Source organism: Cupriavidus gilardii (assembly GCF_013347325.1).
GTDB lineage: Bacteria > Pseudomonadota > Gammaproteobacteria > Burkholderiales > Burkholderiaceae > Cupriavidus > Cupriavidus gilardii.
The window spans coordinates 2029470-2052821 of the sequence record NZ_CP054626.1 but is presented as its reverse complement, the minus strand read 5'-3'; the positions used below and the strand labels follow the sequence as shown (position 1 = coordinate 2052821).

At 67.9% G+C, this 23352-nt stretch carries 21 protein-coding genes and 1 tRNA gene; 13 read left to right on the top strand and 9 right to left on the bottom strand.

All coding sequences use genetic code 11. The features are described from left to right. Window positions 1-21 precede the first annotated feature (21 nt). From FOB47_RS19475 to glpK, 3 genes are all read right to left on the bottom strand, one after another. Complete coding sequence (locus FOB47_RS19475; RefSeq protein ID WP_174781870.1) at window positions 22-414, bottom strand: MliC family protein; 393 nt, start codon at window positions 412-414, stop codon at window positions 22-24. A 62-nt stretch (window positions 415-476) separates the two neighbouring features. Beyond that, window positions 477-2087 (bottom strand): glycerol-3-phosphate dehydrogenase/oxidase, encoded by a 1611-nt coding sequence (locus FOB47_RS19470; RefSeq protein WP_151022861.1) that lies wholly within the window; start codon window positions 2085-2087, stop codon window positions 477-479. Between the two features lie 116 nt (window positions 2088-2203). After that, the gene (gene glpK, locus FOB47_RS19465; protein ID WP_174781869.1) at window positions 2204-3778 is read right to left on the bottom strand and encodes a glycerol kinase GlpK; all 1575 of its coding nucleotides are present in this window, start codon (window positions 3776-3778) and stop codon (window positions 2204-2206) included. Between the two features lie 95 nt (window positions 3779-3873). Here glpK and FOB47_RS19460 point away from each other — a divergent pair, with 95 nt between their 5' ends. Then, window positions 3874-4734 carry an NUDIX hydrolase gene (locus FOB47_RS19460; RefSeq protein ID WP_174781868.1) on the top strand — a complete coding sequence of 287 codons (861 nt, stop codon included), beginning with the start codon at window positions 3874-3876 and terminating at the stop codon, window positions 4732-4734. 84 nt (window positions 4735-4818) lie between these two features. Then, a complete protein-coding gene (gene purU / locus FOB47_RS19455; protein ID WP_174781867.1) occupies window positions 4819-5685 on the top strand; it encodes a formyltetrahydrofolate deformylase in 867 nt (288 codons plus the stop codon). A gap of 193 nt (window positions 5686-5878) precedes the next feature. On the opposite strand, the gene FOB47_RS19450 is transcribed toward purU, so the two are convergent. Continuing rightward, on the bottom strand, window positions 5879-6646 hold the full coding sequence (locus FOB47_RS19450) for a DeoR/GlpR family DNA-binding transcription regulator (protein ID WP_053822117.1): 768 nt from the start codon (window positions 6644-6646) through the stop codon (window positions 5879-5881). Window positions 6647-6853: 207 nt separating this feature from the next. Between FOB47_RS19450 and FOB47_RS19445 the strand changes: the two genes are divergently transcribed. The 7 genes from FOB47_RS19445 (at window position 6854) to waaC (ending at window position 14358) form a co-directional block, all read left to right on the top strand. Further along, entirely contained in the window at window positions 6854-8047 is a 1194-nt protein-coding gene (locus FOB47_RS19445) for an ABC transporter ATP-binding protein (protein ID WP_174781866.1), read from the top strand. Window positions 8048-8051: 4 nt separating this feature from the next. Then, window positions 8052-9185, top strand: coding sequence for an ABC transporter ATP-binding protein (locus FOB47_RS19440; protein ID WP_174781865.1), 1134 nt, complete (start codon window positions 8052-8054; stop codon window positions 9183-9185). Continuing rightward, complete coding sequence (locus FOB47_RS19435; protein WP_174781864.1) at window positions 9182-10063, top strand: carbohydrate ABC transporter permease; 882 nt, start codon at window positions 9182-9184, stop codon at window positions 10061-10063. Before FOB47_RS19440 ends, FOB47_RS19435 begins: the two co-directional genes overlap by 4 nt. Next, window positions 10056-10877: a carbohydrate ABC transporter permease gene (locus FOB47_RS19430; protein WP_053822113.1), complete on the top strand. Its 822-nt coding sequence runs from the start codon at window positions 10056-10058 to the stop codon at window positions 10875-10877. The genes FOB47_RS19435 and FOB47_RS19430 overlap by 8 nt, the downstream gene beginning before the upstream one ends. 27 nt (window positions 10878-10904) lie before the next feature. Beyond that, window positions 10905-11213, top strand: coding sequence for a DUF2160 domain-containing protein (locus FOB47_RS19425; RefSeq protein ID WP_006576489.1), 309 nt, complete (start codon window positions 10905-10907; stop codon window positions 11211-11213). A 170-nt stretch (window positions 11214-11383) separates the two neighbouring features. Further along, entirely contained in the window at window positions 11384-13135 is a 1752-nt protein-coding gene (locus FOB47_RS19420) for an ABC transporter substrate-binding protein (RefSeq protein ID WP_244959338.1), read from the top strand. 227 nt (window positions 13136-13362) lie between these two features. Further along, window positions 13363-14358 (top strand): lipopolysaccharide heptosyltransferase I, encoded by a 996-nt coding sequence (waaC, locus tag FOB47_RS19415; RefSeq protein WP_151022859.1) that lies wholly within the window; start codon window positions 13363-13365, stop codon window positions 14356-14358. 198 nt (window positions 14359-14556) lie between these two features. Here waaC and FOB47_RS19410 read toward each other — a convergent pair whose 3' ends face one another. Next, window positions 14557-15303 (bottom strand): hypothetical protein, encoded by a 747-nt coding sequence (locus FOB47_RS19410; protein WP_053822111.1) that lies wholly within the window; start codon window positions 15301-15303, stop codon window positions 14557-14559. A 256-nt stretch (window positions 15304-15559) separates the two neighbouring features. Between FOB47_RS19410 and FOB47_RS26210 the strand changes: the two genes are divergently transcribed. After that, window positions 15560-16108, top strand: a complete 549-nt coding sequence (locus FOB47_RS26210; protein WP_174781863.1) for a DUF1801 domain-containing protein — start codon at window positions 15560-15562, stop codon at window positions 16106-16108. Window positions 16109-16204: 96 nt separating this feature from the next. On the opposite strand, the gene FOB47_RS19400 is transcribed toward FOB47_RS26210, so the two are convergent. From FOB47_RS19400 to FOB47_RS19385, 4 genes are all read right to left on the bottom strand, one after another. Then, window positions 16205-16279: transfer RNA gene (locus FOB47_RS19400), tRNA-Val, on the bottom strand. A 124-nt stretch (window positions 16280-16403) separates the two neighbouring features. Further along, the gene (gene dnaQ, locus FOB47_RS19395; RefSeq protein WP_053823139.1) at window positions 16404-17129 is read right to left on the bottom strand and encodes a DNA polymerase III subunit epsilon; all 726 of its coding nucleotides are present in this window, start codon (window positions 17127-17129) and stop codon (window positions 16404-16406) included. A 10-nt stretch (window positions 17130-17139) separates the two neighbouring features. Then, window positions 17140-17589 (bottom strand): ribonuclease HI, encoded by a 450-nt coding sequence (rnhA, locus tag FOB47_RS19390; protein WP_053822109.1) that lies wholly within the window; start codon window positions 17587-17589, stop codon window positions 17140-17142. A 129-nt stretch (window positions 17590-17718) separates the two neighbouring features. Beyond that, a complete protein-coding gene (locus tag FOB47_RS19385; RefSeq protein ID WP_053822108.1) occupies window positions 17719-18522 on the bottom strand; it encodes a class I SAM-dependent methyltransferase in 804 nt (267 codons plus the stop codon). A 10-nt stretch (window positions 18523-18532) separates the two neighbouring features. Here FOB47_RS19385 and gloB point away from each other — a divergent pair, with 10 nt between their 5' ends. From gloB to FOB47_RS19370, 3 genes are all read left to right on the top strand, one after another. Beyond that, on the top strand, window positions 18533-19342 hold the full coding sequence (gene gloB, locus FOB47_RS19380) for a hydroxyacylglutathione hydrolase (RefSeq protein ID WP_151022857.1): 810 nt from the start codon (window positions 18533-18535) through the stop codon (window positions 19340-19342). A 136-nt stretch (window positions 19343-19478) separates the two neighbouring features. Next, window positions 19479-21164 (top strand): transglycosylase SLT domain-containing protein, encoded by a 1686-nt coding sequence (locus FOB47_RS19375; RefSeq protein WP_174781862.1) that lies wholly within the window; start codon window positions 19479-19481, stop codon window positions 21162-21164. A gap of 194 nt (window positions 21165-21358) precedes the next feature. Then, complete coding sequence (locus FOB47_RS19370; protein WP_174781861.1) at window positions 21359-23251, top strand: propionate--CoA ligase; 1893 nt, start codon at window positions 21359-21361, stop codon at window positions 23249-23251. Window positions 23252-23352 lie beyond the last annotated feature (101 nt).

Genomic DNA, 23352 nt, shown 5'->3' with positions numbered 1-23352 from the left:
CGCCTGTCTGGCGCCGCGCCGCTATCGCCGGGCGCGGCAGTTCGCGTAGACCGGCGGCGCGTTTTCGCCCTGCGTGATGTCCTGCAGCATGCCCTCGTCGCCCTTGGTCCACCAGACGTGCTGGCCGTGCGCATAGCGTGCGCCCGATGCGCTCAGGACGGAGACGAACAGCAGCGGCTTGCCGTCGAGCCGCAGGATCGCGATCTGGTTGTCGGCGCTGTTGAAATAGCGCGCGGTCAGCTGCTTGCCGTCATCGCAGCGGTAGCGCACGGTGACCGGCGCATCGAAGCGCACGCCGTCGATGCCGGGACGGGCCTGTGCCGCCCCGGCGAAGGCGGCCGCGGCGAAGGCGGCGGCGAGCAGCGCGGCGCCGGCAAGCCGGGTGGCGCGGACAAAGGGCAGGGAGATGGCCATATCGGTTCGTTCGGCAGAGGGCGGTCGAGGGAATCGATGAGCAGGCTCGTCGCGCGTGACGCTCAACGTTGCCCGCCGGCATCGAGCCGATAGCTGGCCGCGAGCTTGCGCACGCTGTCGACCTCCGCCTGCTGCCAGGCGGTGTCGTGCCCCAGTTCTTCGGCGAGGATCGCCGCCACGCGCGGGGCCGCCGCCTCCGCCGCGCGGGCGTCGAGGAACAGCAGCCGATTGCGGCGCGCGACCACGTCCTCGACCTTGCGCGCCAGCTCATAGCGGGCGGCGAAGCGCACGTGCGCCTCGGTCAGGCCCGATTCCGGTGCGAGCACGTTGTCGGCGCCGGGCAGGCTGCGCAGCAGCCCGAGATCGCCGCCATAGTAGCGGTCCGGCGCGTTCAGGTTCGCCTGTTGTCCGGCCCACGCGCCGGCGCCATGCAGCGGCAGGTCGGCGGTCACGCATGGCGCGGCGCGCAGCATCTGGCGGCGAATCGCGGTGTCGATCACGTCCTCGGCCATCTTGCGATAGGTGGTCCATTTGCCGCCGGTCACGGTGATCAGGCCTGCCTTCGACACCACGATCGTGTGTTCGCGCGACAGCGAGGCGGTCGAGCTTTCGCCGGTCGCCTTGACCAGCGGGCGCAAGCCGGCCCAGACGCTGGTGACATCGTCGCGAGTGGGATCGCGCGACAGGTAGCGCGCGGCAGTTTCGAGGATGAAGTCGACGTCGTCATCCTCGGCGCGCGGCTCCAGCGGCAGATCGCGTCGCGGGGTGTCGGTGGTGCCGACGATGGTGTGGCCGTTCCAGGGCACCAGGAACAGCACGCGGCCGTCGTCGGTCTTGGGCACCAGGATCGCGCGATCGCCGGGCAGGAAGCTGCGCGGCAGCGTCAGGTGTACGCCCTGGCTGGGCGCGACCATCATCTGCGCGCGCTCGTCCTCCATGCGCCGCACCGCATCGACCCAGACGCCGGTGGCATTGATCACGCATTCGGCATGCAGCGTCAGTTCGGCGTCGCCGAGCGCGTCGCGCACCGTGACGCCGCCGACCACGCCAGCCTGCATCACGAGTCCGGTCACGCGGGCATAGTTCAGCGCGACGCCGCCCAGATCGAACAGCGTGCGCATCAGTGCGATCGCCAGCCGTGCATCGTCGAACTGGCCGTCGAAATACAGATTGGCACCGCGCAGCGGCCGGCCGCCGACATGCTCGGCCAGTGTCGGCGCCGCGGCCAGCGCCTGCTGGTGGTTCAGCCAGCGGCTGTCCATCAGATTGCGGCTGCCGGCCAGCATGTCGTAGACCTTCAGGCCGATGCCATAGAACGGCTGGTCGAACAGTTGGTAGGCGGGGACCACGAAGCCCAACGGCCACACCAGATGCGGCGCGTTGCGCGCGAGCATGCCGCGCTCCTGCAGCGCCTCGCGCACCAGGCCGATATTGCCCTGGGCCAGATAGCGCACGCCGCCGTGCACCAGCTTGGTGGCCTTGCTCGAGGTGCCCTTGGCGAAGTCGGCGGCCTCCAGCAGCAGCGTGCGGTAGCCGCGCGAGGCGGCATCGACCGCGGTGCCGAGGCCGGTGGCGCCGCCGCCGATCACGATCACGTCCCAGCGGCGCTCGCGCTCCAGCGCGGCGAGCAGCGCCGCGCGATCCGGGGGCAGGGTAGGGTTGGGTGTCTGCATGGCGAAGGTGAGCGGTGCGAATCGGATCGGTGGTGGCGGTGGCGGTTCTGCGGCGCGTCGGCCGATCGTCGGATCGTCGGTGATAGGCGATTATCTGGTGGTGCGAGCGAATGCGTTCAGCTGGTCGCCGAGGCAGTGGCGGATGCGGGATCATCGCGCGCCCAGTCCCGCGCGCGCTCCACCGCGCGATGCCAGCGCGCGAGCTGGCTGGCGCGCGCATCGGCGGACAGCCGCGGCTCGAAACGCTGTTCGATCTGCCACTGGCTGGCCAGTTCCTGCTGGTCGCGCCAGAAGCCGCTGGCCAGGCCCGCCAGATAGGCGGCGCCCAGCGCGGTGGTTTCGGTGACGCGCGGGCGCACGACCGCGGTGCCGAGCAGATCGGCCTGCATCTGCATCAGCAGGTCGCTGCGCGAGGCGCCGCCATCGACGCGCAGTTCGGCCAGCGCGATGCCGGCATCCTTCTGCATGGCGTCCAGCACGTCGACGCTCTGCAGCGCGATCGCCTCGAGCGCCGCGCGCGCGATCTGCGGGCGGCCCGTGCCGCGCGTGATGCCGATCAGCGTGCCGCGCGCAAACGCGTCCCAGTGCGGTGCGCCGAGCCCGGCGAAGGCGGGGACCAGCACCACGCCGCCGGTGTCGTCGCATTGCCGCGCCAGCGGCTCGACTTCGGGCGCGCTCTGGATGATCTGCAGGCCGTCGCGCAGCCACTGGATCGTCGCGCCGCCCATGAAGACGCCGCCTTCGAGGCAATACTGGGTGGTGGCTTTGCCGCTATCGCCGGCATGCGAACCGAGCTGCCAGCCGATCGTCGTCAGCAGCCGGTTCTGCGAGACCACCGGCGCCGAACCGGTGTTCATCAGCAGGAAGCAGCCGGTGCCGTAGGTGTTCTTCGCCATGCCGGGCGACAGGCAGGCCTGGCCGAACGTGGCCGCCTGCTGGTCGCCGGCGATGCCGGCGATCGGCAGCTCGGCGCCGAACACGCGCGCCGCGGTGCGGGCGGCCTCGCCGCTGGACGGCACGACTTCGGGCAGCAGGCTGCGCGGGATGTCGAGCAGCGCCAGCAACTCGTCGTCCCAGCGGAATTCATGGATGTTGAACAGCATCGTGCGCGACGCGTTGGAGACGTCGGTGACATGGCGCGCGCCATCGGTCAGCTGCCAGATCAGCCAGCTGTCCACCGTGCCGAAGGCCAGCTCGCCCCGCGCCGCGCGTTTGCGCGCGCCGTCGTAGTGGTCGAGCATCCAGCGCAGCTTGGTGCCGGAAAAATAGGCGTCGATGACCAGGCCGGTCTTCGCGCGGAAGCGCTCGCCATGGCCGTCGCGCTGCAGCGCCTCGCACATCGGCGCGGTGCGGCGGTCCTGCCAGACCAGCGCGCGGCCGACCGGCTCGCCGGTGCGGCGGTCCCACAGCACCGCGGTCTCGCGTTGGTTGGTGATGCCGATCGCGCGGATCTGGCGCGCGGACACGCCGGCGCCGTTCAGCACCTCGTGCGCGACCGCCAGCTGCGATTGCCAGATCTCGTAAGGGTCGTGCTCGACATGGCCGGGCTGCGGGTAATATTGCCGGAATTCGCGCTGGGCGATCCGCACCACATTGCCGGCATGATCGAACAGGATCGCACGCGAACTGCTGGTGCCCTGGTCGAGCGCCAGGATGTATTCGCCGCGCGCTGGCGTCGTGCTGTCGGTCATGGCTGCCATCCTGCTGATTTCAATGATTCCGTGGTTCCGTGTTTGCTGACAGCGGCGCCGCGAGTAGAACGTCCCTGCCGGGCGCCAACATGTCGATGTCCCGTTCCCACGATCTTGCCCAACGCATTGCCGCCAACCTGAGCGCGCGTTCGCGCTTCGATCCCGCCCAGCATCTGCGCCTGACCATCGACGGCCTGCAGGTCGGCTGGCTGCCGCGCCGGCATGCGCAGACGCTGCGCGAGCTGGAAGGGGCCGAGGGCATCGACTTCGCGGTGCTGGGCGCCGAAACGGCCGACGCGGTCGTCCTGCTGCCGCGGATCGATGGTTTCGATGCGCGTACCGCGGCGCTTGCCACGCTGGCCCGCCGGCTGGCCGCGCACAGCCTGCTGCGCGGCTGGCGCGATGAAGCGTTTGCCGTCACGCCGGCGCTGGACCATCCGGCGCTGGCGGTGATCGAACGCGCCGCGGCGCGCTATCTCGGCCTGTTGACCTTCGCCTCGCACATGAACGGCATCGTGGCCGGCGAGCGCACGCTGTGGATCGCGCGGCGAAGCGACAGCAAGGCCGTCGATCCCGGCATGTGGGACAACCTGGTGGCCGGCGGCATGCCGCATGGCAGCGATCCGCTGGCGACGCTGGTGCGCGAATGCGACGAGGAGTCCGGCATTCCCCCGTGGCTGGCGGCCCAGGCGCAGGCCCACGGCACGGTGCAGGTGCTGCGCGAAATCGACGAGGGCGTGCAGTGGGAAACGGTCTATCTGTACGACCTGGAACTGCCGGCCGACTTCGTGCCGCACAACCGCGACGGCGAGGTCGCCGAGCACCGGCGGGTGGGGCCGGACGCCGCCCTTGCTATCATGGCGGATGGCGCGATGACGCTCGATGCCACGCTGGTGACGCTCTGTGCGCTGCGCCGGCGCGGTTGGGCGCCGCCGGTACCGGGCTTCGCCGACTAGCGCAGCCGCGCTGTACCGGGCCCCGTACGGCGCGCGGCAAGGCGGCCGGTTCGCCGGGCGCGCCCCCTCCAGAGAACCCCAACGATGAGCAATCCAGGCTTTATTCTGACCATTTCGTGCCCCGATCAGCCGGGCATCGTGCATGCCGTTTCGGGACTGCTGTTCCAGCACGGCTGCAATATCGTCGATTCGGACCAGTACGGTGACGAGTACACCGGCCGCTTCTTCATGCGCGTGCATTTCACCGCGGCCCCGGGCGGTCCGGAGCTCGGCGCGCTCAAGAGCGCGTTCGCGCCGGTCGGCGAGCAGTTCTCGATGCAGTGGGAGCTGTTCGATGCCGCGATCAAGCCGCGCGTGATGATCATGGTGTCGCGCATCGGCCATTGCCTGAACGATCTGCTGTTCCGCGCCAAGAGCGGACAGCTGCCGGTCGAGATCGCGGCCATCGTGTCGAACCACCGCGATTTCTACCAGCTGGCCGCATCCTACGACATTCCGTTCTTCCATTTGCCGCTGATGAACGCATCGGCCGAGCAGAAGGCCGCGCAGGAGGCCAAGGTCTACGAGGTGGTGCAGGACCAGAAGATCGACCTGGTCGTGCTGGCGCGCTACATGCAGGTGCTGTCGAACGACCTGTGCCGCAAGCTCGAGGGCCGGGCGATCAATATCCACCATTCCTTCCTGCCCAGCTTCAAGGGCGCCAAGCCCTACTACCAGGCGCACGATCGCGGCGTCAAGCTGATCGGTGCGACGGCCCACTACGTGACCGCCGACCTCGACGAGGGCCCGATCATCGAGCAGGAGATCGAGCGCGTGGACCACAGCATGGACCCGGACCAGCTGACCGCGGTCGGCCGCGACGTCGAATGCGTGGCGCTGGCCCGCGCGGTCAAGTGGCATGCGGAACATCGCATCCTGCTGAACGGGCACAAGACGGTCGTCTTCAAGTAACGAGCGCTGTTGCCCGTTCCCCTGCCTCTGTCCCGCCTCTGCCGCATGCAGAGGGGAGAACACCGCCGGAACGGGCAGACGTTCGTTCTCCGTCGTCCCCGCGGCAGCCTCTGCGAATACCGGCGGCACGCGCACGCCGGTCCCGCCGCTCCCGCGGGCGGGAGAGGGGCAGGGGAGCACGCAGTGCCGCGCCTTATTCCCCCGCCACCACACACTTCACCCCGCTGTCCGCGACGATCTGCTCGAACGGCGCCCGCAACGGCTCGTCGGTGAAGAGCCGGTCGATCTGCGACAGGTGCGCCAGCTCGACCATCGCCTGCCGGTTGAATTTGGTCGCATCCGCGGCCAGCCAGACCTCGCGCGAATGCTCGATGATCGTGCGCGCCACCTTGACCTCGCGGAAATCGTAATCGCGCAGCGTGCCGTCGGCCTCGATCCCCGAGATGCCGATCAGCCCGATATCGACCTTGAACTGGCCGATGAACTCGACCGTGGCCTCGCCAATGATGCCGCGGTCGCGCGAACGCAGCACGCCGCCGGCCACGATCACCTCGCAGTCCTGGTTGTCGGCCAGGATATTGGCGACGTGCAGATTGTTGGTGATCACGCGCAGGCCGCGATGATGGACCAGCGCGCGGGCGATCTCCTCGACCGTGGTGCCGATGTTCAGGATCAGCGAACAGCCCTCGGGCACCGCCGCGGCCACCGCGCGCGCGATGCGCGCCTTGCCCTCGGCATTGAGCAACTGGCGCTGGCGATAGGCGATGTTCTCGGTGGTCGAGCCATCCATCCGCACGCCGCCGTGAAAGCGCGCCAGCATGCCGTTCTCCGCCAGCAGGTTGACGTCGCGCCGGACCGTTTGCAGGGTCACGCCGAACTTGCGTGCTAGCTCTTCGATCGAGGCGAAACCCTGGCTGCGGACTTCTTCCAGAAGAGCGGTCTGGCGGGGATTGAGCGTCATGCCGGGATTCTAGTTCAAACAAAAACGAAAACAAATGACGCATTGCACTATTGTTTTTTGTTCGCTTCTTTACTAAAACGAGCAAGCAAGCAATCGATGCGCGCCGGTGTTCCCTTTTGCGTCCCGTTCCGTGTCCGCTGATCGCGCGACCTTCCTTCGGGCCGAACCATGCCGTGCGCCGGGCAGCAGAACCCTGACGGAGACCGGATGCAGCTCAGACTGGAAGGCATCGCGCAGCAGGCAGGTTCGCAGGTCCATCTCTATCCGATGTCGCTGGCCCCGGTCCCGGGCGCGGTGACGATCCTGCTCGGCGCGACCCAGGCCGGCAAGACGTCGCTGATGCGGGTGATGGCCGGGCTCGATCGTCCCAGTGCCGGCCGCGTGCTGGTCGACGACGCTGATGTGACCGGCATGCCGGTACGCCAGCGGAACGTGTCGATGGTCTACCAGCAGTTCATCAACTACCCCTCGCTGACGGTGTTCGACAACATCGCTTCGCCGCTGCGGCTGCGCGGCGCCGACGAAATCGACCGGCACGTGCGTGCGCTGGCCGCGCGCCTGCATATCGACCATCTGCTGGAGCGCCATCCCGCCGAGCTGTCGGGCGGCCAGCAGCAGCGTGTTGCGCTGGCGCGGGCGCTGGCCAAGGGCGCGCCGCTGATGCTGCTGGACGAGCCGCTGGTCAATCTCGACTACAAGCTGCGCGAGGAGCTGCGCGACGAGCTGGCCCAGCTGTTCGCGCAGGGCGACGCCACCGTGATCTACGCGACCACCGAGCCCGGCGAGGCGCTGCTGCTCGGCGGCCATACCGCCGTGCTCGATGCCGGCGAGCTGCTGCAGTACGGGCCGACGGCCGAAGTCTTCCACTACCCCGACTCGCTGCGCGTGGCGCGCGCCTTCAGCGATCCGCCGATGAACCTGATCGCCGGCGAATGGCGCGACGGCGCCGTGCATCTGCCCGACGGCATCGAGGTGGCGCTGCGTCCGGATGACAGCGCGACCGACAGCGCGATCGGCAGCGCCATCGCTGGTGCCCGCGATGCGCTGCAGGGCTATGCCGGCCCGGTCACCGTCGGCGTGCGCGCCGGCACCCTGTGGCTCGATGGCGTATCGGACCGGCACGACGAGCTCGCGGTCGGCGTACCGCGCGCGCGCGAGGGCGTGCCGCTGCCGGGACGGGTGGCGCTGGCCGAGCTGTCGGGCTCCGATACCTTCGTGCACGTCGACACCGCGGTCGGCAACCTGGTCGCCCAGGTGCCGGGCGTGCTGGAACTGGCGCTGGGCGAGACGGTGACGCTGCGGCTCGATCCGTCTCAGCTCTATCTGTTCGATGCACAGGGCCGCTGCATTCGCGCGCCGCGCCGTGTGCATCTGCGGCCCGCCAACCGGCAGGGGAATTGAGGCCATGGCACGCATCGACCTGGACCTGGCCCATGCCTACGGCCCCGATCCGCGCAGCGACGAGGACTATGCGCTGCTGCCGCTGCGCTTTACGTTCGACGACGGCGGCGCCTATGCGCTGCTGGGGCCCTCGGGCTGCGGCAAGACCACGCTGCTGAACTGCATCTCGGGCCTGCTGCGGCCGTCGCAGGGCACGGTGTCGTTCGACGGGCGCGACGTCACCGGCGACTCGCCGCAGGCGCGCAATATCGCTCAGGTGTTCCAGTTCCCGGTGATCTACGACACCATGACGGTCGGCCAGAACCTGGCCTTTCCGCTGCGCAATCGCGGCGTGCCGCAGGCCCAGGTGCGCGAACGGGTCGGGCAGGTGGCCGAGATGCTGGACCTGTCGGCCGTGCTCGACCGCCAGGCCAGCGGCCTGTCGGCCGATGCCAAGCAGAAGATCTCGCTGGGGCGCGGGCTGGTGCGCCACGATGTCGCCGCGATCCTGTTCGACGAGCCGTTGACCGTGATCGACCCGCACCTCAAATGGCAGCTGCGGCGCAAGCTCAAGCAGATCCACCGCGAATTCCATCTGACGCTGATCTATGTCACGCATGACCAGACCGAGGCGCTGACCTTCGCCGATCAGGTGGTGGTGATGTCGCGCGGCAAGGCCGTGCAGGTCGGCACCGCCGACGCGCTGTTCGAGCGGCCCGCCCATACCTTCGTCGGCCATTTCATCGGCTCGCCCGGCATGAATTTCCTGCCGGCGCGCTGGCGCGACGGCTGGATCGAGCTGGCGGGACGGCGTTATGCACCGCCGTCCGACGCGGCCATCGCGCAGCGGCTGCAGGCGGCCGGCACCTTCAAGATCGGCGTGCGGCCCGAATATCTGCGGCTGGCGCGCTCCGATAATGAGCAGGCAGTGCCCGCGGTGATCGAGCGCGCGCAGGACATCGGCACCTACTGGATCGCCGCCGCGCGGCTGCAGGACAGCGGTGCCGGTGGCGCAAGCATCGACAGCCCCGTTGGCGCGCCGCTGCTGCGCGCCCGGCTCGGCGACGAGGCCGCCGCGCTGCGTTCGGGCGACACCGCGTGGTTCTCTGTCTTCCACCGCCATACCTGCTATTACGTCGACGAGGAGCTGGTCCGATGAAGCCGATCAACCAGAAGGCGTGGCTGCTGGTGCTGCCGGTGGTGATCTGCGTCGCGTTCTCGGCGATCCTGCCCCTGATGACCATCGTCAATTACTCGGTGCAGGACATCATCTCGCCGGAGCGGCGCGTGTTCGTCGGCACCGAGTGGTTCCGCGCGGTGCTGCGCGACGGCGAGCTGCACGACGCGCTGCTGCGGCAACTCGGCTTCTCGCTGGCGGTGCTGCTGGTCGAGATCCCGCTCGGCATCCTGCTGGCGCTGTCGATGCCGGCGCGCGGCTGGAAGGCGTCGGCGGTGCTGGTGATCGTCGCGCTGTCGCTGCTGATTCCGTGGAACGTGGTCGGCACCATCTGGCAGATCTTCGGCCGCACCGACATCGGCCTGCTCGGCGCCGCGCTGGCCGCGCTCGGCTTCGACTACAACTACACCGGCAACGCGCTCGATGCGTGGCTGACGGTGCTGGTGATGGACGTCTGGCACTGGACGCCTCTGGTCGGGCTGCTGTGCTACGCCGGCCTGCGCGCGATCCCCGACGCCTACTACCAGGCCGCGCAGATCGACGGCGCCTCGCGCTGGGCGGTGTTCCGCCACATCCAGCTGCCCAAGCTGCGCGGCGTGCTGATGATCGGGGTGCTGCTGCGCTTCATGGACAGCTTCATGATCTACACCGAGCCCTTCGTGCTGACCGGCGGCGGGCCCGGCAACGCCACCACCTTCCTGTCGCAGTACCTGACGCAGAAGGCGGTGGGGCAGTTCGACCTGGGCCCGGCCGCGGCGTTCTCGATCGTCTATTTCCTGATCATCCTGCTGCTGTGTTTCGTGCTGTACAACTGGATGCAGCGCGCGGGCACCGTCGCCGAGGAGGTTCCCCATGCATGATCCGGCCTCGCGCGGCGGCTGGTGGCGCGCCGCCTTCCTGCTGCTCTATCTGGTCTTTGCGATCCTGCCGATCTACTGGATGCTGAACATGTCGTTCAAGACCAACGACGAGATCCTGTCGACGCTGTCGCTGTGGCCGGCGCAATTCACGCTGGAGCACTACCGCACGATCTTCACCGATTCGTCGTGGTACTCCGGTTATATCAACTCGCTGATCTATGTCGCGCTGAACACCGTGATTTCGGTCACCGTGGCGCTGCCGGCCGCGTATGCGTTCTCGCGCTACCAGTTCATCGGCGACAAGCATGTGTTCTTCTGGCTGCTGACCAACCGGATGACGCCGCCGGCGGTGTTCCTGCTGCCGTTCTTCCAGCTCTATACCAGCGTCGGGCTGATGGACACCCACCTGGGCGTCGCGCTCGCGCACCTGGTGTTCAACGTGCCGCTGGCGGTGTGGATCCTGGAGGGCTTCATGTCGGGCGTGCCGCGCGAGATCGACGAGACCGCCTATGTCGACGGCTATTCGTTCCCGCGCTTCTTCCTGACGATCTTCTTGCCGCTGATCAAGGCCGGCGTCGGCGTCGCGGCGTTCTTCTGCTTCATGTTCAGCTGGGTCGAGCTGCTGCTGGCGCGCACGCTGACCTCGGTGGACGCCAAGCCGATCGTGGCGACGATGACGCGCACGGTGTCCGCATCCGGCATGGACTGGGGCGTGCTGGCCGCGGCGGGCGTGCTGACGATCGTGCCCGGCGGCATCGTGATCTGGTTCGTGCGGCACTACATCGCGAAGGGCTTCGCGATGGGCCGCGTCTGAGCGGGGGTGGCGATGGAAACGACGGCCATGTTCGGCTGGATGGTGTGGACCACGCCGGTCGCGGTGTTCTTCGTCTGCGTGGTGCTGATGCTGATCGGCATGACGATCTGGGAGCTGCGCTCGCCGACGCGCCTGCGCAAGGGCTGGCTGCCGATCGCCACCACGCGCGGCGACCGGCTGTTCATCGGCCTGATGTGCGCGGCATGGATCAACCTGGCGTGGGTCGGACTGGGCGAGGCGATGATGAACTGGTTCTCGCTGCCGGAAGAGCCGTCGGTGTGGATCAGCTTCGTCGTGTCGATGGCGGTGCTGGCGCTGGTGATGCGCAAGGGGTGATGTCCGGGTGATTTTCCGGGTGATTTTCCGGGTGAGTTCAAGGGCGATCCCCGGGGTTGTTCGCTGTGGTTCAGAGATGCATCTGGTCGGTATTCGCAGGTAGCGCGGCTCAATCCTTCCCCGGCCGCGACCCGCAACGCTATCGGGAAGGACTATTCCAGGAGACATCGATGACAGCGCTGAAGGGACAGGCAAGGCTTGCGGTGAAGCTGGTGGCGGTGGCCGCCGCGCTCGCCTGCGGCCATGCGGCCTGGGCGGGAGAAGCCGAGGCGAAGAAGTGGATCGACAGCGAGTTCCAGCCGTCCTCGCTATCGAAGGACAAGCAGCTGGCCGAAATGAAGTGGTTCATCGACGCGGCCGCCAAGCTCAAGGCCAAGGGCGTGACCCAGGTCAACGTGGTGTCGGAGACGATTACCACGCACGAGTACGAGGCCAAGACGCTGGCGCGCGCGTTCGAAGAGATCACCGGCATCAAGGTCAATCACGACCTGATCCAGGAAGGCGACGTGGTCGAGAAGCTGCAGACGTCGATGCAGTCGGGCAAGTCGATCTACGACGGCTGGATCTCCGATTCGGACCTGATCGGCACGCACTATCGCTATGGCGCGATCCTGCCGCTGACCGACTACATGAACGGCGCCGGCAAGGAATTTACCAATCCCGATCTCGACATCAAGGACTTCATCGGCACCAAGTTCACCACCGCGCCGGACGGCAAGCTGTATCAGCTGCCGGACCAGCAGTTCGCCAACCTGTACTGGTTCCGCGCCGACTGGTTCGCGCGCAAGGACCTGCAGGAAAAATTCAAGGCCAAGTACGGCTACGACCTCGGCGTGCCGACCAACTGGTCCGCCTACGAGGACATCGCCAACTTCTTCACCAACGACGTCAAGGAAATCGACGGCAAGAAGGTCTACGGCCATATGGACTATGGCAAGAAGGACCCGTCGCTCGGCTGGCGCTTCACCGATGCCTGGCTGTCGATGGCCGGAACCGCCGACAAGGGGCTGCCCAACGGCATGCCGGTCGACGAGTGGGGCATCCGCGTGGCCGCGGACAAGTGCACGCCGGTCGGCGCGTCGGTTGCGCGCGGCGGCGCCACCAACAGCCCTGCCGCGGTCTACGCGCTGACCAAGTACGTCGACTGGATGAAGAAGTACGCGCCGCCGCAGGCGATGGGCATGACCTTCTCCGAGGCCGGCCCGGTACCGGCGCAAGGGCAGGTCGCGCAGCAGATCTTCTGGTACACCGCGTTCACCGCCGACATGACCAAGAAGGGGCTGCCGGTGGTCAACGCGGACGGCTCGCCGAAGTGGCGCATGGCGCCGTCGCCGTATGGCCCGTACTGGAAGCAGGGGATGCAGAACGGCTACCAGGACGTGGGCTCATGGACGTTCTTCAAGAAGACCGATCCGAACCGCCTGGCGGGCGCGTGGCTGTACGCGCAGTTCGTCACGTCGAAGACCGTGTCGCTGAAGAAGTCGCTGACCGGGCTGACGTTCATTCGCGACAGCGACATCAACCACGAGTACCTGACCAAGAACGCGGCCAAGTACGGCGGGCTGATCGAGTTCTATCGCAGCCCGGCCCGCGTGGCATGGACGCCGACCGGCACCAACGTCCCCGACTATCCGAAGCTCGCGCAGCTGTGGTGGAAGAACGTTGCCACGGCCGTGACCGGCGAGAAGACCCCGCAGGCGGCGATGGACAGCCTGGCCGAGGAGATGGACCAGGTGATGGCGCGGCTGCAGCGCGCCGGCATGGCGACCTGCGCGCCGAAGCTGAACCCGAAGGGCGATGCGGCCAAGTGGCTGTCCGACGAGCACGCGCCGTGGAAGAAGCTGGCCAACGAGAAGCCGAAGGGCGAGACCATCGCCTATGAGAAGCTGCTGCAGGCGTGGAAGGAAGGCAAGGTGCGGTGATGGCCTGGTAGTCGACTGATTGGTCTGATCTGCTGAACGCCTTCGATTGGGCCACTGAAGTCCGCCCCTCTCCCGCTCGCGGGAGAGGGGCCAGGGGAGAGGGCAACCGCCGCCAACCCGTCCGCAAACTCCCCGTTACCTCCGGAAACGTCCAGCACGCATCCTCTGGTGCATACTACGGCCTTCGCAAAAACCCAGCCCCGCGGCGAAGGCCCGCTCCTGCACCCATGAAGCGCATCCTGGTTATCAAGATCACGTCCCTAGGCGATATGGCGCACACGCTGCCGCTGATCTGGGATCTGCGGCACGCCTATCCCGAGGCCAAGATCGACTGGGTCGCCGATGCCTCGTGCGCCGATATCCCGCGCTGGACGGTCGGCGTCGACCGCGTGATCGCGCCCCCGCTGCGCGGCTACAAGAAGTCGAAGCAATGGACGGACCTGCGCGCGATCCTCGCCGCGGTGCGCGAACTGCGCCGTGAGAAGTACGACGTGGTGCTGGACGTGCACGGCGTCTACAAGAGCGCCATCGTCGGCTGGCTGGCCCGCACCCGCCGCCGCTTCGGCTACGCCGCCAGGCATCTGGGCGAAGCGCGCGCCGAGATGTTCTACACCGACATCTTCGCGCCGCATGGCGACGCCACCGCCCGCCACAAGATGCGCCTGGTCGCCGCCAAGGCCCTCGGCTACGAACTCGACCCGAAAGAGCACTACGAGCTGCGCATCCCGGCCCCGGCCGCGCCGCTCAATACCGATGGCGTACCGCGCGCGATGCTGTTCCACGCGACCTCGCTCGAGATCAAGAAATGGCCGCCGGAGCGCTGGATCGCGGTCGGCCGCGAGCTGAACGCCCGCGGCTATCGCGTGCAGCTGCCCTGGGGCTCGCCCGCGGAAAAGGAGCAATCCGAAGTGCTGGCCCGCGGCATTCCCGACGCCGAGGTGCTGCCCAAGATGACGATCACCGAATGCGCCCAGCGCGTCGCCGCCGCGGACCTGGTGATCGGCACCGACACCGGCTTCGTCCACCTCGCCCACGCACTGGGCAAGCCGTCGGTGATGCTGTTCACCGCGACCTCGCGCGAGCACTTCGGTATCTCCGAGCCCGGCCGCGCGGTGTCGATCGGCAATGAAGGCGTGGTGCCGGATGTGCCGGAGGTGATCGGGGCGATTGATCAGGTGACGGGGAAGGTCGGGTTGGGCGCGCCGGCCGCTGCGGGGGCGTAGTTCCAAACAAGTGTCCCGCAAGAGGACGGTGGCGTCGGTCCACGCGTCCTCACCTGCGCGTAGTCTCCGTGCTGATGAAGTCCTCGCGAGGAATCACAGCAAGGAAGCGCGTCCAAATCAATTGTCGTATCACCGATACGACAATCTGCTGTGGTGCGCCATGCCGCCAAGACGCTGGCGACGTGGCGCCGTTACACCTTAGCGCGTGCCCACAAACAACACGCCCGCCGACCGGTCCGCGGTCGTGCCGGCGGCGATCAGGCTGCGATCTTCCGCGCTGTAATACGCGACCCCGCTCATCTTCTGTCCCGCGCGCGCGCAGGGCGACGGGCCGAAGGTCACGGTGATGTCGTAGGCGTTGCCGCGCGCGCGGGGCTTCGCCGTGCCGTCGATTCGGCAGCCGGAAGCGCCTGCGCCGCTGATCGCGCCCGAAGTGGAGACGGTGATCGTCGCCGATTCGCCGCCCTCGGGAATGACCGAGGTGCCGCTGTAGGTGCCGGCCAGCGTGGTGAGCGACGGCGCCAGCTCGTAGTTCTTGTCGTAGGTGCTGGTGAAGGTTGCCGTCTGGCCCGTTGCCGGATAGCGCACCGTGCCGTTCAGATTGCCTTTGGTCGCGTAGGTCCCGTTGATGGCCACATCGAAGATGCCGCGCGACGTCACGCTGAAGTCCTTGCCGTCGTTCGACGAGAAGGTGCCATTGGTGGCATTGAGCTTGCCCTGGATCACGCCCAGCGAGATGGGGGCCAACGAGGTGTAGATCACGTAGTAGGTGCCGTCGTCGAGCACCAGGCCGGCGATGTCCTGATTTGCCGAGGTCTTGCCCGTGTACAGGCCTTCGGCAGCGGAGGTGGCCGGTTGCGGCGCGGGACCGTCGTCGTCGCCGCCGCCACCGCCGCAGGCGGCGAGCGCCAGTGCCATGGAAGCAATCAGCAGGGTTTTGTTCATGGATTTCTCGAAGGGTTGTCTTTGTTGTTCTATCGGGATGGCGCCCTGGCATAGCACCGGGGCGCGGCAATCCTAGAGGCTGGCCGCGGCGCCTGCTATTCCCGATTGGTGGGGTGTTGCACTTTCCCGCGAATCGTCAGACGGCCCGGGCGGGTTGTTGACGGCCGGCGTTCGACATAGCATCGGTCCGGTTCCGTGGCGGACCCTCGAGGTCCGCCCTCGACAGGCACAACTTGTGACGTTGGGGGTGAATACGATGGCAACAAACAACACGCCTGCGAAACCGGTGAAAGCCGCGGCGAAGCCGGCAAGAAAATCGGCGGCAAAACCGGCCGAAGAATCGGCCCGGAAATCGGCCCGGAAATCGGCCAATAAATCGGCCCATAAACCGCCCGCCGACGGCAAGCCGGTCCTGCTGTCGGGCGGCAATCCGCAGATCCCGAAGGGCGACGGCGATGCCCCGGTGCAGGCCTACATCGCGGCCATGCCGGACTGGAAGCGTGAGGTCGGCGAAAAGCTCGACGCGCTGATCGTGCGCACCGTGCCGGACGTGCGCAAGGCAGTGAAATGGAATTCGCCGTTCTATGGCGTGGAGGGGCAGGGCTGGTTTCTCAGCTTCCATTGCTTCACGCGGTACGTGAAGGTGGCGTTTTTCAAAGGATCGTCGCTGCGCCCGCTGCCGCCCGGGGAATCGAAGGACCCGAATACGCGGTATCTCGACATTTACCAAACCGACGAGATCGACGAGAAGCGGGTGGGGGACTGGATACGGCAGGCGGCAGAATTGCCGGGATGGGTGCCTTGAGGCGGGTCAGGGCAAAATGAAGGTCAATTCAAGACGAAAAGAAAAAGGCCCTCGACGTTCGTCTGAGGGCCTTTTTCATGCGGTGTCCCGCGAATCTGGTGGGTGGTACAGGGATTGAACCTGTGACCCCTGCCGTGTGAAGGCAGTGCTCTACCGCTGAGCTAACCACCCCTGCTGCTGCGCTTGAAACTGCCGTGCAGCAGAGAAAGCGAGATTATGTCAGTGCCGTTGTATCTTGTAAAGCCCTTCGGCGAAATTTTTCACCCAGTGCTTGCCGCAGCGAGGCGGCCTGGCCTCAGGCGGCCTCTTCGAGCGGGGCTGCCTCCTGCCATACCGTCTTGCCGCCGCTGGCCTTGTCGAGCTCCTTCAGCACCGCGGCGTGCGCCGCCAGCTCGTCCTCGGTCGGCTCCAGCACCGGCAGGCGCAGCGCCGACAAGTCCGTCGCGGCCACGGCGGCCGGACCGGCGCCCGCGCTGGCGTCCATCATGTCGATCACCAGCGAGTTCTGGCCGCGCGTCATCGCCAGATAGACCTCGGCCAGCAGCTCCGCGTCCAGCAGTGCGCCGTGCAGCGTCCGGTGCGCGTTGCTGACGCCCAGCCGTTCGCACAGCGCATCGAGCGAGTTGCGCTTGCCGGGGAACATCTGGCGCGCTTCGAGCAGCGTATCGATCACGCTCGCGACATGCTTGCGGAAGGGCGGCAGGCCCAGCAACTGGAATTCCATGTCGAGGAAGCCCAGGTCGAACGCGGCGTTGTGGATGATCAGCTCGGCGTCCTGCACGAAATCGCGGATCTCGTGGACCACCTCGGCGAACTTGGGCTTGTCCGCCAGGAATTCGACCGTCAGCCCGTGCACCGCGATCGCGCCGGCGTCGATGTCGCGCTCCGGGTTGATATAGAAATGCAGGTTGCGTCCGGTCAGCCGCCGGTTGACCAGTTCGACGCAGCCGATTTCGATCAGCCGGTCGCCGGTGGCGGCGTTCAGGCCCGTGGTTTCGGTGTCCAGTACGATTTGTCGCATGGCGGGCATTCTACTCAACCTGGGCGCCGGTGAGCGAGGCGACACCGCGATTGGCCAGCGCATCGGCCCGTTCGTTGCCCGGGTGGCCGTTGTGGCCGCGCACCCAGTGCCACGAGATGTCGTGCTCGGCCGCGGCGGCGTCGAGCGCCTGCCACAGGTCGGCGTTCTTGACGGGCTTCTTCTCCGCGGTCTTCCAGCCGCGCGCCTTCCAGCCGCGGATCCACTCGGAGATGCCTTTCTGCACGTACTGGGAGTCGGTCCAGACCTGCACCTTGCACGGCCGCTTCAGCGCGCGCAGCGCCTCGATGACGGCGGTCAGCTCCATCCGGTTGTTGGTGGTATTGGCCTCGCCGCCGAACAGCTCCTTGACGTGGCCATTGGCGACCAGCACGGCACCCCAGCCGCCGGGGCCGGGATTGCCTTTGCAGGCGCCATCGGAATAGATCGTGACTTCTTGCATCGATGAACGGTGGGAACCGGTGCGGCGGGAGGCCGCCGGCGCCGGGTGTCCGCCGGGGCGAACGGGGTTGGAAATCGGTCCGAGCACGCAGCGCCCGGAAATGGGGTGATCCGGCGGGGCGCGGGCCCCTCACTTCTCTTCGTCGGGGGACTTGCCGTGCGTGCCGTTCGGCGTGGCGACCGGCGCCGCCACCGGGGCCAGCGCGGCCTTGGGCGTCTTCCAGGCCGGCCCGACCAGGCGGATGTTGCGCACGCGCTTGACCGCCGACAGCATATAGACCGCGCCGAAGATTGGCCACCAGCGATCGCCGGCCTTCTCCATGAAGGCGGCCCGCTGCAGCCAGCGGTCGGTGCGGTAGGGCGGGCAATAACAGCCGAAGCGGCCGCGGATGATATCGAAGCCGAGCAGCTTGAGCCAGTCCTTGATGCGGACGAACCCGATCGACTGGGCGTCGGTCGGCAGGAAGGGATCGGCGCCGAGCCGGTTCAGGCCCTGGCGCGCGCCCCACAGGCTCATCGGATTGAAGCACGACACCACCACGCGCCCCTCGGGCATCAGCACGCGGGAGACCTCGCGCAGCACCTCGTGCGGATCCTCGGAGAATTCGAGGACATGCGGCAGCGTGACCAGGTCCAGGCTCTGCGTATCGAAGGGCAGTTCGTCGAAGCGGCACAGCAGCTGCGGGCCAGGGGCGATGCCGGTTTCCGCGGCGCGCGGACCGTGCGGGCCGCTGCGGGCGTCCAGCGCCAGCGCGCCGAACGGCATGCGGTTCTCGCGCAGCGTGTCCAGCACCGGCATGCCGAGCTGGACCGCGTGGTAGCCGAAGATGTCGGCCACGGTGCGGTCGTACTGGCCTTCCTCCCAGCGCAGCATGTACTGGCCGGGCGGGGAGGCCAGCCAGTTTTCCCAATCTATAATCGGACGCTTGGACATAGGAGCACGCATGTTGAGGGTGGAGCCGATCCCCGCTTTCCAGGATAACTATATCTGGGCGATCGACGACGGTCATGCCGCCGCCGTGGTCGATCCGGGCGACGCCGCGCCGGTGCTCGCCTATCTGGCGCGGACGGGGCTGGTCCTGGGCGCCATTGTAATCACCCACCACCATGGCGATCACCAGGGCGGCGTGGCCGATCTGCTGGCCGCCTATCCGGCGGGACCCGACGGCGAGCCGATGCCCGTGATCGGGCCGGCCGCCGAGCGCATCGGCCATCGTACCCGCGCGGTGCGCGAGGGCGACGAGGTCGAACTGAAGGCGCCGGCGCTGCGGCTGCGGGTGCTCGATGTGCCCGGCCACACCGCCGGACACATCGCCTACACCGGCGAGCTGCCCGGCATCGGACCCGTGGTGTTCTGCGGCGACACGATGTTCGCCAGCGGCTGCGGGCGGTTGTTCGAGGGCACGCCGGCGCAGATGCTGGCTTCGCTCGACAAGCTGGCCGCACTGCCCGACGCGACCCGCGTCTATTGTGCCCACGAGTATACGCGCAGCAATGTGCGCTTCGCCCGCGCGGTCGAGCCGGACAACGCCGCGCTGGCCGCCTGGGACGAGCGTGTCGAGGCGCTGCGTGCCGCCGGCGAGCCCACCGTGCCGACCACCGTCGGCCATGAGCGGGCGGTCAACCCCTTCCTGCGCTCGCGCGAGCCGTCCGTGCGCCGGGCGCTCGCCGCGCAGGGGGTGCAGGGCGCGCAGGCGGGCGACGATGCCGCGGCGTTCGGCGCGCTGCGCGCCTGGAAGGACGGCTTTCGCTGACGCACCTTCGCCTTGACTCTCCGCCAGATCTTCCTCGCGGCCGTCCACGGCCGCGGAATGCGGAAAATCCGATTGACGCACGAGCCGCTTTGTCTTTAGCATCAGCCAATTTTTAGCGTCACGATCCGAGAACTTGATGAGAATTGGTCGATACCTGGCGGCCGTAGCCTGTGCGGCGCTGCTGGCGGCTTGTGCCAGCACGCCCGTCCCGCCTGACGAAGCCGGCACGGCCGGCTCGCCGACCGCCCTGGCCTCCGCCACCAAGCCCAAATCCGGCCTTCCCCCCACCGATCCGCTCAACTCGATCCACCTGCCGCCGACCATCGCGCGCGAGACCGCGCCGATCAATGTCGACGAAGACAGGATCGACTGGACCCTGGGCCAGTCGCAGGACATCTGGGTGCGCATCCGTCGCGGCTTCTCGATGCCGGACCTGGAAGGCACGCTGGTCGAGGACCGCACGCAGTGGTATGCGGCGCGGCCCGACTATATGGAGCGGATGATCGCGCGGTCCAGCAAGTACCTGTACCACATCGTCGCCGAGCTGGAACGGCGCAACATGCCGACCGAGCTCGCGCTGCTGCCCTTCGTCGAGAGCGCGTTCAATCCGGAGGCGGTGTCGAGCGCCAAGGCCGCCGGCATGTGGCAGTTCATTCCGAGCACCGGCAAGCACTACAACCTGAAGCAGAACATGTTCCGCGACGAGCGCCGCGATGTGCTGGCCTCGACCGAAGCGGCGCTGGATTACCTGAGCCGGCTGCATGACATGTTCGGCGACTGGCATCTGGCGCTGGCGGCGTACAACTGGGGCGAGGGCGCGGTGTCGCGCGCGATCGCGCGCAACGAGGCGCGCGGGCTGCCGACCGACTACGCCAGCCTGACGATGCCCAACGAGACGCGCTACTACGTGCCGAAGCTGCAGGCGGTCAAGAACATCGTCAGCAATCCGGCCTCCTATGGCGTCACGCTGCCGCCAATCCCGGATCATCCGTATTTCGTCACGGTGACGACCTCGCGCGACATCGACGTGACGCTGGCGGCCAAGCTGGCCAACATGCCGCTGGAGGAATTCCGCGCGCTCAACCCGTCGTTCAACAAGCCGGTCATCCTCGGTGCGTCGAACCCGCAGATCCTGCTGCCGTTCGAGAATGCCGAGCGCTTCCAGTACAACCTGAACACCTATCGCGGCGGCCTGTCGAGCTGGACCGCGGTGACGGTGGACGGGCGCGAGCGCGTCGAATCGCTGGCGGCGCGGCTGAACGTCGATCCGGACACGCTGCGCGAGATCAATCGAATTCCGAAGGGCATGCGGCTCAAGCCGGGCTCGACCGTGATGATCCCGCGTTCGGGCCGCCACACCGAGGACATCAGCGCCAAGCTGGCGGAAAACGCGATTCTGGCGATGGAGCCGGACCTGCCCGAAGCGCGCCGGCTGGTGGTGCGCGCGGGCAAGCGCGACACGGTGGCCTCGGTGGCGCGCCGCTATGGCGTGTCGGTCAGCCAGGTCCGGGCGTGGAACAAGCTGTCGGGCTCCAAGCTGGTGGCAGGCCAGAGCCTGGTGCTGAACGTGCCGGTCAAGCGCGCACGGGCGATCGTCGAGCGCGACGACGAGGTGCGGGTGATCCGCGTATCGGGCAAGGGCGGCCGTGCCGTCAGCGCGCGCCAGCGCGTGGTGGTCGAACCGCACGGCAAGGCCGTGCGGGCCTCGTCGAGAAGCACGGTCAAGGCCATGGCCAAAACCGGCGCCAAGGCGTCCTCAGGCCGTGCGAGCGCCAAGGCCAGCGCGGCGCCGAAGGCGAAGGCCAAGGGCAAGGCGCGCTAAGGGCCGACACCGCAGCGGATACCGCAGCAGACACGTGAAAGGGCATGCCGAGGGGCGTGCCCTTTCTGATTGGCGCGACCGGTCCGGCCAGCCGGGCCGGGTGACCGTGTGGACATTGCGGATGGCGAAGCCGGTGCCGGTGGTGGCAAACTGATGGTCCAACGATAACCGCCGCCCCAGCGGAGGAGACAGCAATGGCCACCACCCGCGCCCTGCACGCGCGTTCCCTCGTCGATCCCGACGCCTTCTGGGCCGAGCAGGCCCGCCGCATCGACTGGCAGACCCCCTGCGAACAGGTCCTCGACTACAGCCGGCCGCCGTTCGCGCGCTGGTTCGTCGGCGGCCGCACCAATCTCTGCCATAACGCGGTCGACCGGCACCTGGCCAAGCGGGCCGAGCAGCCGGCCCTGGTCCATGTCTCCACCGAAACCGACCAGCGCCGCAGCTACAGCTATCGCGAGCTGCATGCCGAGGTCAACCGGATGGCCGCCGTGCTGCTGGCGCTGGGCGTGCGCCAGGGCGACCGCGTGCTGATCTACATGCCGATGATCCCCGAGGCGGTGTTCGCGATGCTGGCCTGCACGCGCATCGGCGCGGTGCATTCGGTGGTGTTCGGCGGCTTCGCCTCGGTCAGCCTGGCGGCCCGTATCGACGACGCCAGGCCGCGCGTGGTCGTCAGCGCCGATGCCGGCTCGCGCGGGGGCAAGGTCGTGCCCTACAAGCCGCTGCTCGACGAGGCGCTGCGGCTGGCGCAGAACCCGCCCGACAAGGTGCTGCTGGTCGACCGCGGCCTCGCGCCGATGGAACGGACGCCGGGCCGCGACGAGGACTACCTGGCCTGGCGCGAGCGTGTCGGCGCGACGCAGGTGCCATGCGAATGGCTCGAATCGAGCGCGCCGTCCTACATCCTCTACACGTCGGGCACCACCGGCAAGCCCAAGGGCGTGCAGCGCGACACCGGCGGCTACGCGGTCGCGCTGGCCACGTCGATGGAGACCATCTTCTGCGGCAAGCCCGGCGACACGATGTTCTGCACCTCGGACATCGGCTGGGTGGTCGGCCACAGCTATATCGTCTACGGCCCGCTGCTGGCCGGCATGACGACGCTGCTGTACGAGGGCACGCCGGTGCGGCCCGATGCCGGCATCCTGTGGCAGCTGGTCGAGCAGTACCGCGTTAACGTGATGTTCAGCGCGCCGACCGCGATCCGCGTGCTGAAGAAGCAGGACCCGTCCTGGCTGACCCGCTACGACCTGTCGAGCCTGCGCATGCTGTTCCTGGCCGGCGAGCCGCTGGACGAGCCGACCGCGAGCTGGATCCAGTCCGCGATCAACAAGCCGGTGGTCGACAACTACTGGCAGACCGAGACCGGCTGGCCGATCATCGCGCTGCAGCACGGCATCGAGGCGCTGCCCGCCAAGCTGGGCTCGCCGGGGCTGCCCGTGTACGGCTACGACGTGCGCATCGTCGACGAGCAGACCGGCGCCGAATGTGCACCGGGGCAGAAGGGCGTGGTGGCGATCGAGGGGCCGCTGCCGCCCGGCTGCATGAGTACCGTCTGGGGCGACGACGAGCGCTTCGTCAAGACCTACTGGTCCGGCTTTCCCGACAGGCAGCGCTACTCGACCTTCGACTGGGGCGTGCGCGACGAGGACGGCTATCTGTTCATCCTCGGGCGTACCGACGACGTGCTGAACGTGGCAGGCCACCGGCTGGGCACGCGCGAGATCGAGGAAAGCATCGCCTCGCATCCGGCGGTGGCCGAGGTCGCGGTGGTCGGCATCGCCGATCCGCTGAAGGGGCAGGTCGCGCTGGCGGTCTGCATCCTGCGCGATGCCGGACGCGCCGCCACGCCGCAGGACCGGATGGCGCTGGAGGGAGAGATCATGCAGACGGTGGACCGCCAGCTCGGCGCGGTGGCGCGGCCCGCCCGCGTGGTGTTCGTCGGCGCGCTGCCGAAGACGCGCTCGGGCAAGCTGCTGCGCCGCGCGATCCAGGCGGTGGCCGAAGGGCGCGATCCTGGCGACCTGACGACCATCGAGGATCCGTCGGCGCTGGCGCAGTTCCGGGAGGCGCTGCAGGGCTGATCGCCCGCCGGCGAGCGGCACGCCGTGGCCACGCCGCGGGGCCGCTTGCCAAGCGGCCAGCCTCGCCCTATTATTTTAGGTATAAAATATTTAGGGCTGTA

What these genes read in the sequence shown, in the direction of transcription:
- FOB47_RS19475 (WP_174781870.1), bottom strand. Translation starts at nt 414, where the DNA reads ATGGCCATCTCCCTGCCCTTTGTCCGCGCCACCCGGCTTGCCGGCGCC.
- FOB47_RS19470 (WP_151022861.1), bottom strand. Translation starts at nt 2,087, where the DNA reads ATGCAGACACCCAACCCTACCCTGCCCCCGGATCGCGCGGCGCTGCTC.
- glpK (WP_174781869.1), bottom strand. Translation starts at nt 3,778, where the DNA reads ATGACCGACAGCACGACGCCAGCGCGCGGCGAATACATCCTGGCGCTC.
- FOB47_RS19460 (WP_174781868.1), top strand. Translation starts at nt 3,874, where the DNA reads ATGTCCCGTTCCCACGATCTTGCCCAACGCATTGCCGCCAACCTGAGC.
- purU (WP_174781867.1), top strand. Translation starts at nt 4,819, where the DNA reads ATGAGCAATCCAGGCTTTATTCTGACCATTTCGTGCCCCGATCAGCCG.
- FOB47_RS19450 (WP_053822117.1), bottom strand. Translation starts at nt 6,646, where the DNA reads ATGACGCTCAATCCCCGCCAGACCGCTCTTCTGGAAGAAGTCCGCAGC.
- FOB47_RS19445 (WP_174781866.1), top strand. Translation starts at nt 6,854, where the DNA reads ATGCAGCTCAGACTGGAAGGCATCGCGCAGCAGGCAGGTTCGCAGGTC.
- FOB47_RS19440 (WP_174781865.1), top strand. Translation starts at nt 8,052, where the DNA reads ATGGCACGCATCGACCTGGACCTGGCCCATGCCTACGGCCCCGATCCG.
- FOB47_RS19435 (WP_174781864.1), top strand. Translation starts at nt 9,182, where the DNA reads ATGAAGCCGATCAACCAGAAGGCGTGGCTGCTGGTGCTGCCGGTGGTG.
- FOB47_RS19430 (WP_053822113.1), top strand. Translation starts at nt 10,056, where the DNA reads ATGCATGATCCGGCCTCGCGCGGCGGCTGGTGGCGCGCCGCCTTCCTG.
- FOB47_RS19425 (WP_006576489.1), top strand. Translation starts at nt 10,905, where the DNA reads ATGTTCGGCTGGATGGTGTGGACCACGCCGGTCGCGGTGTTCTTCGTC.
- FOB47_RS19420 (WP_244959338.1), top strand. Translation starts at nt 11,384, where the DNA reads ATGACAGCGCTGAAGGGACAGGCAAGGCTTGCGGTGAAGCTGGTGGCG.
- waaC (WP_151022859.1), top strand. Translation starts at nt 13,363, where the DNA reads ATGAAGCGCATCCTGGTTATCAAGATCACGTCCCTAGGCGATATGGCG.
- FOB47_RS19410 (WP_053822111.1), bottom strand. Translation starts at nt 15,303, where the DNA reads ATGAACAAAACCCTGCTGATTGCTTCCATGGCACTGGCGCTCGCCGCC.
- FOB47_RS26210 (WP_174781863.1), top strand. Translation starts at nt 15,560, where the DNA reads ATGGCAACAAACAACACGCCTGCGAAACCGGTGAAAGCCGCGGCGAAG.
- dnaQ (WP_053823139.1), bottom strand. Translation starts at nt 17,129, where the DNA reads ATGCGACAAATCGTACTGGACACCGAAACCACGGGCCTGAACGCCGCC.
- rnhA (WP_053822109.1), bottom strand. Translation starts at nt 17,589, where the DNA reads ATGCAAGAAGTCACGATCTATTCCGATGGCGCCTGCAAAGGCAATCCC.
- FOB47_RS19385 (WP_053822108.1), bottom strand. Translation starts at nt 18,522, where the DNA reads ATGTCCAAGCGTCCGATTATAGATTGGGAAAACTGGCTGGCCTCCCCG.
- gloB (WP_151022857.1), top strand. Translation starts at nt 18,533, where the DNA reads ATGTTGAGGGTGGAGCCGATCCCCGCTTTCCAGGATAACTATATCTGG.
- FOB47_RS19375 (WP_174781862.1), top strand. Translation starts at nt 19,479, where the DNA reads ATGAGAATTGGTCGATACCTGGCGGCCGTAGCCTGTGCGGCGCTGCTG.
- FOB47_RS19370 (WP_174781861.1), top strand. Translation starts at nt 21,359, where the DNA reads ATGGCCACCACCCGCGCCCTGCACGCGCGTTCCCTCGTCGATCCCGAC.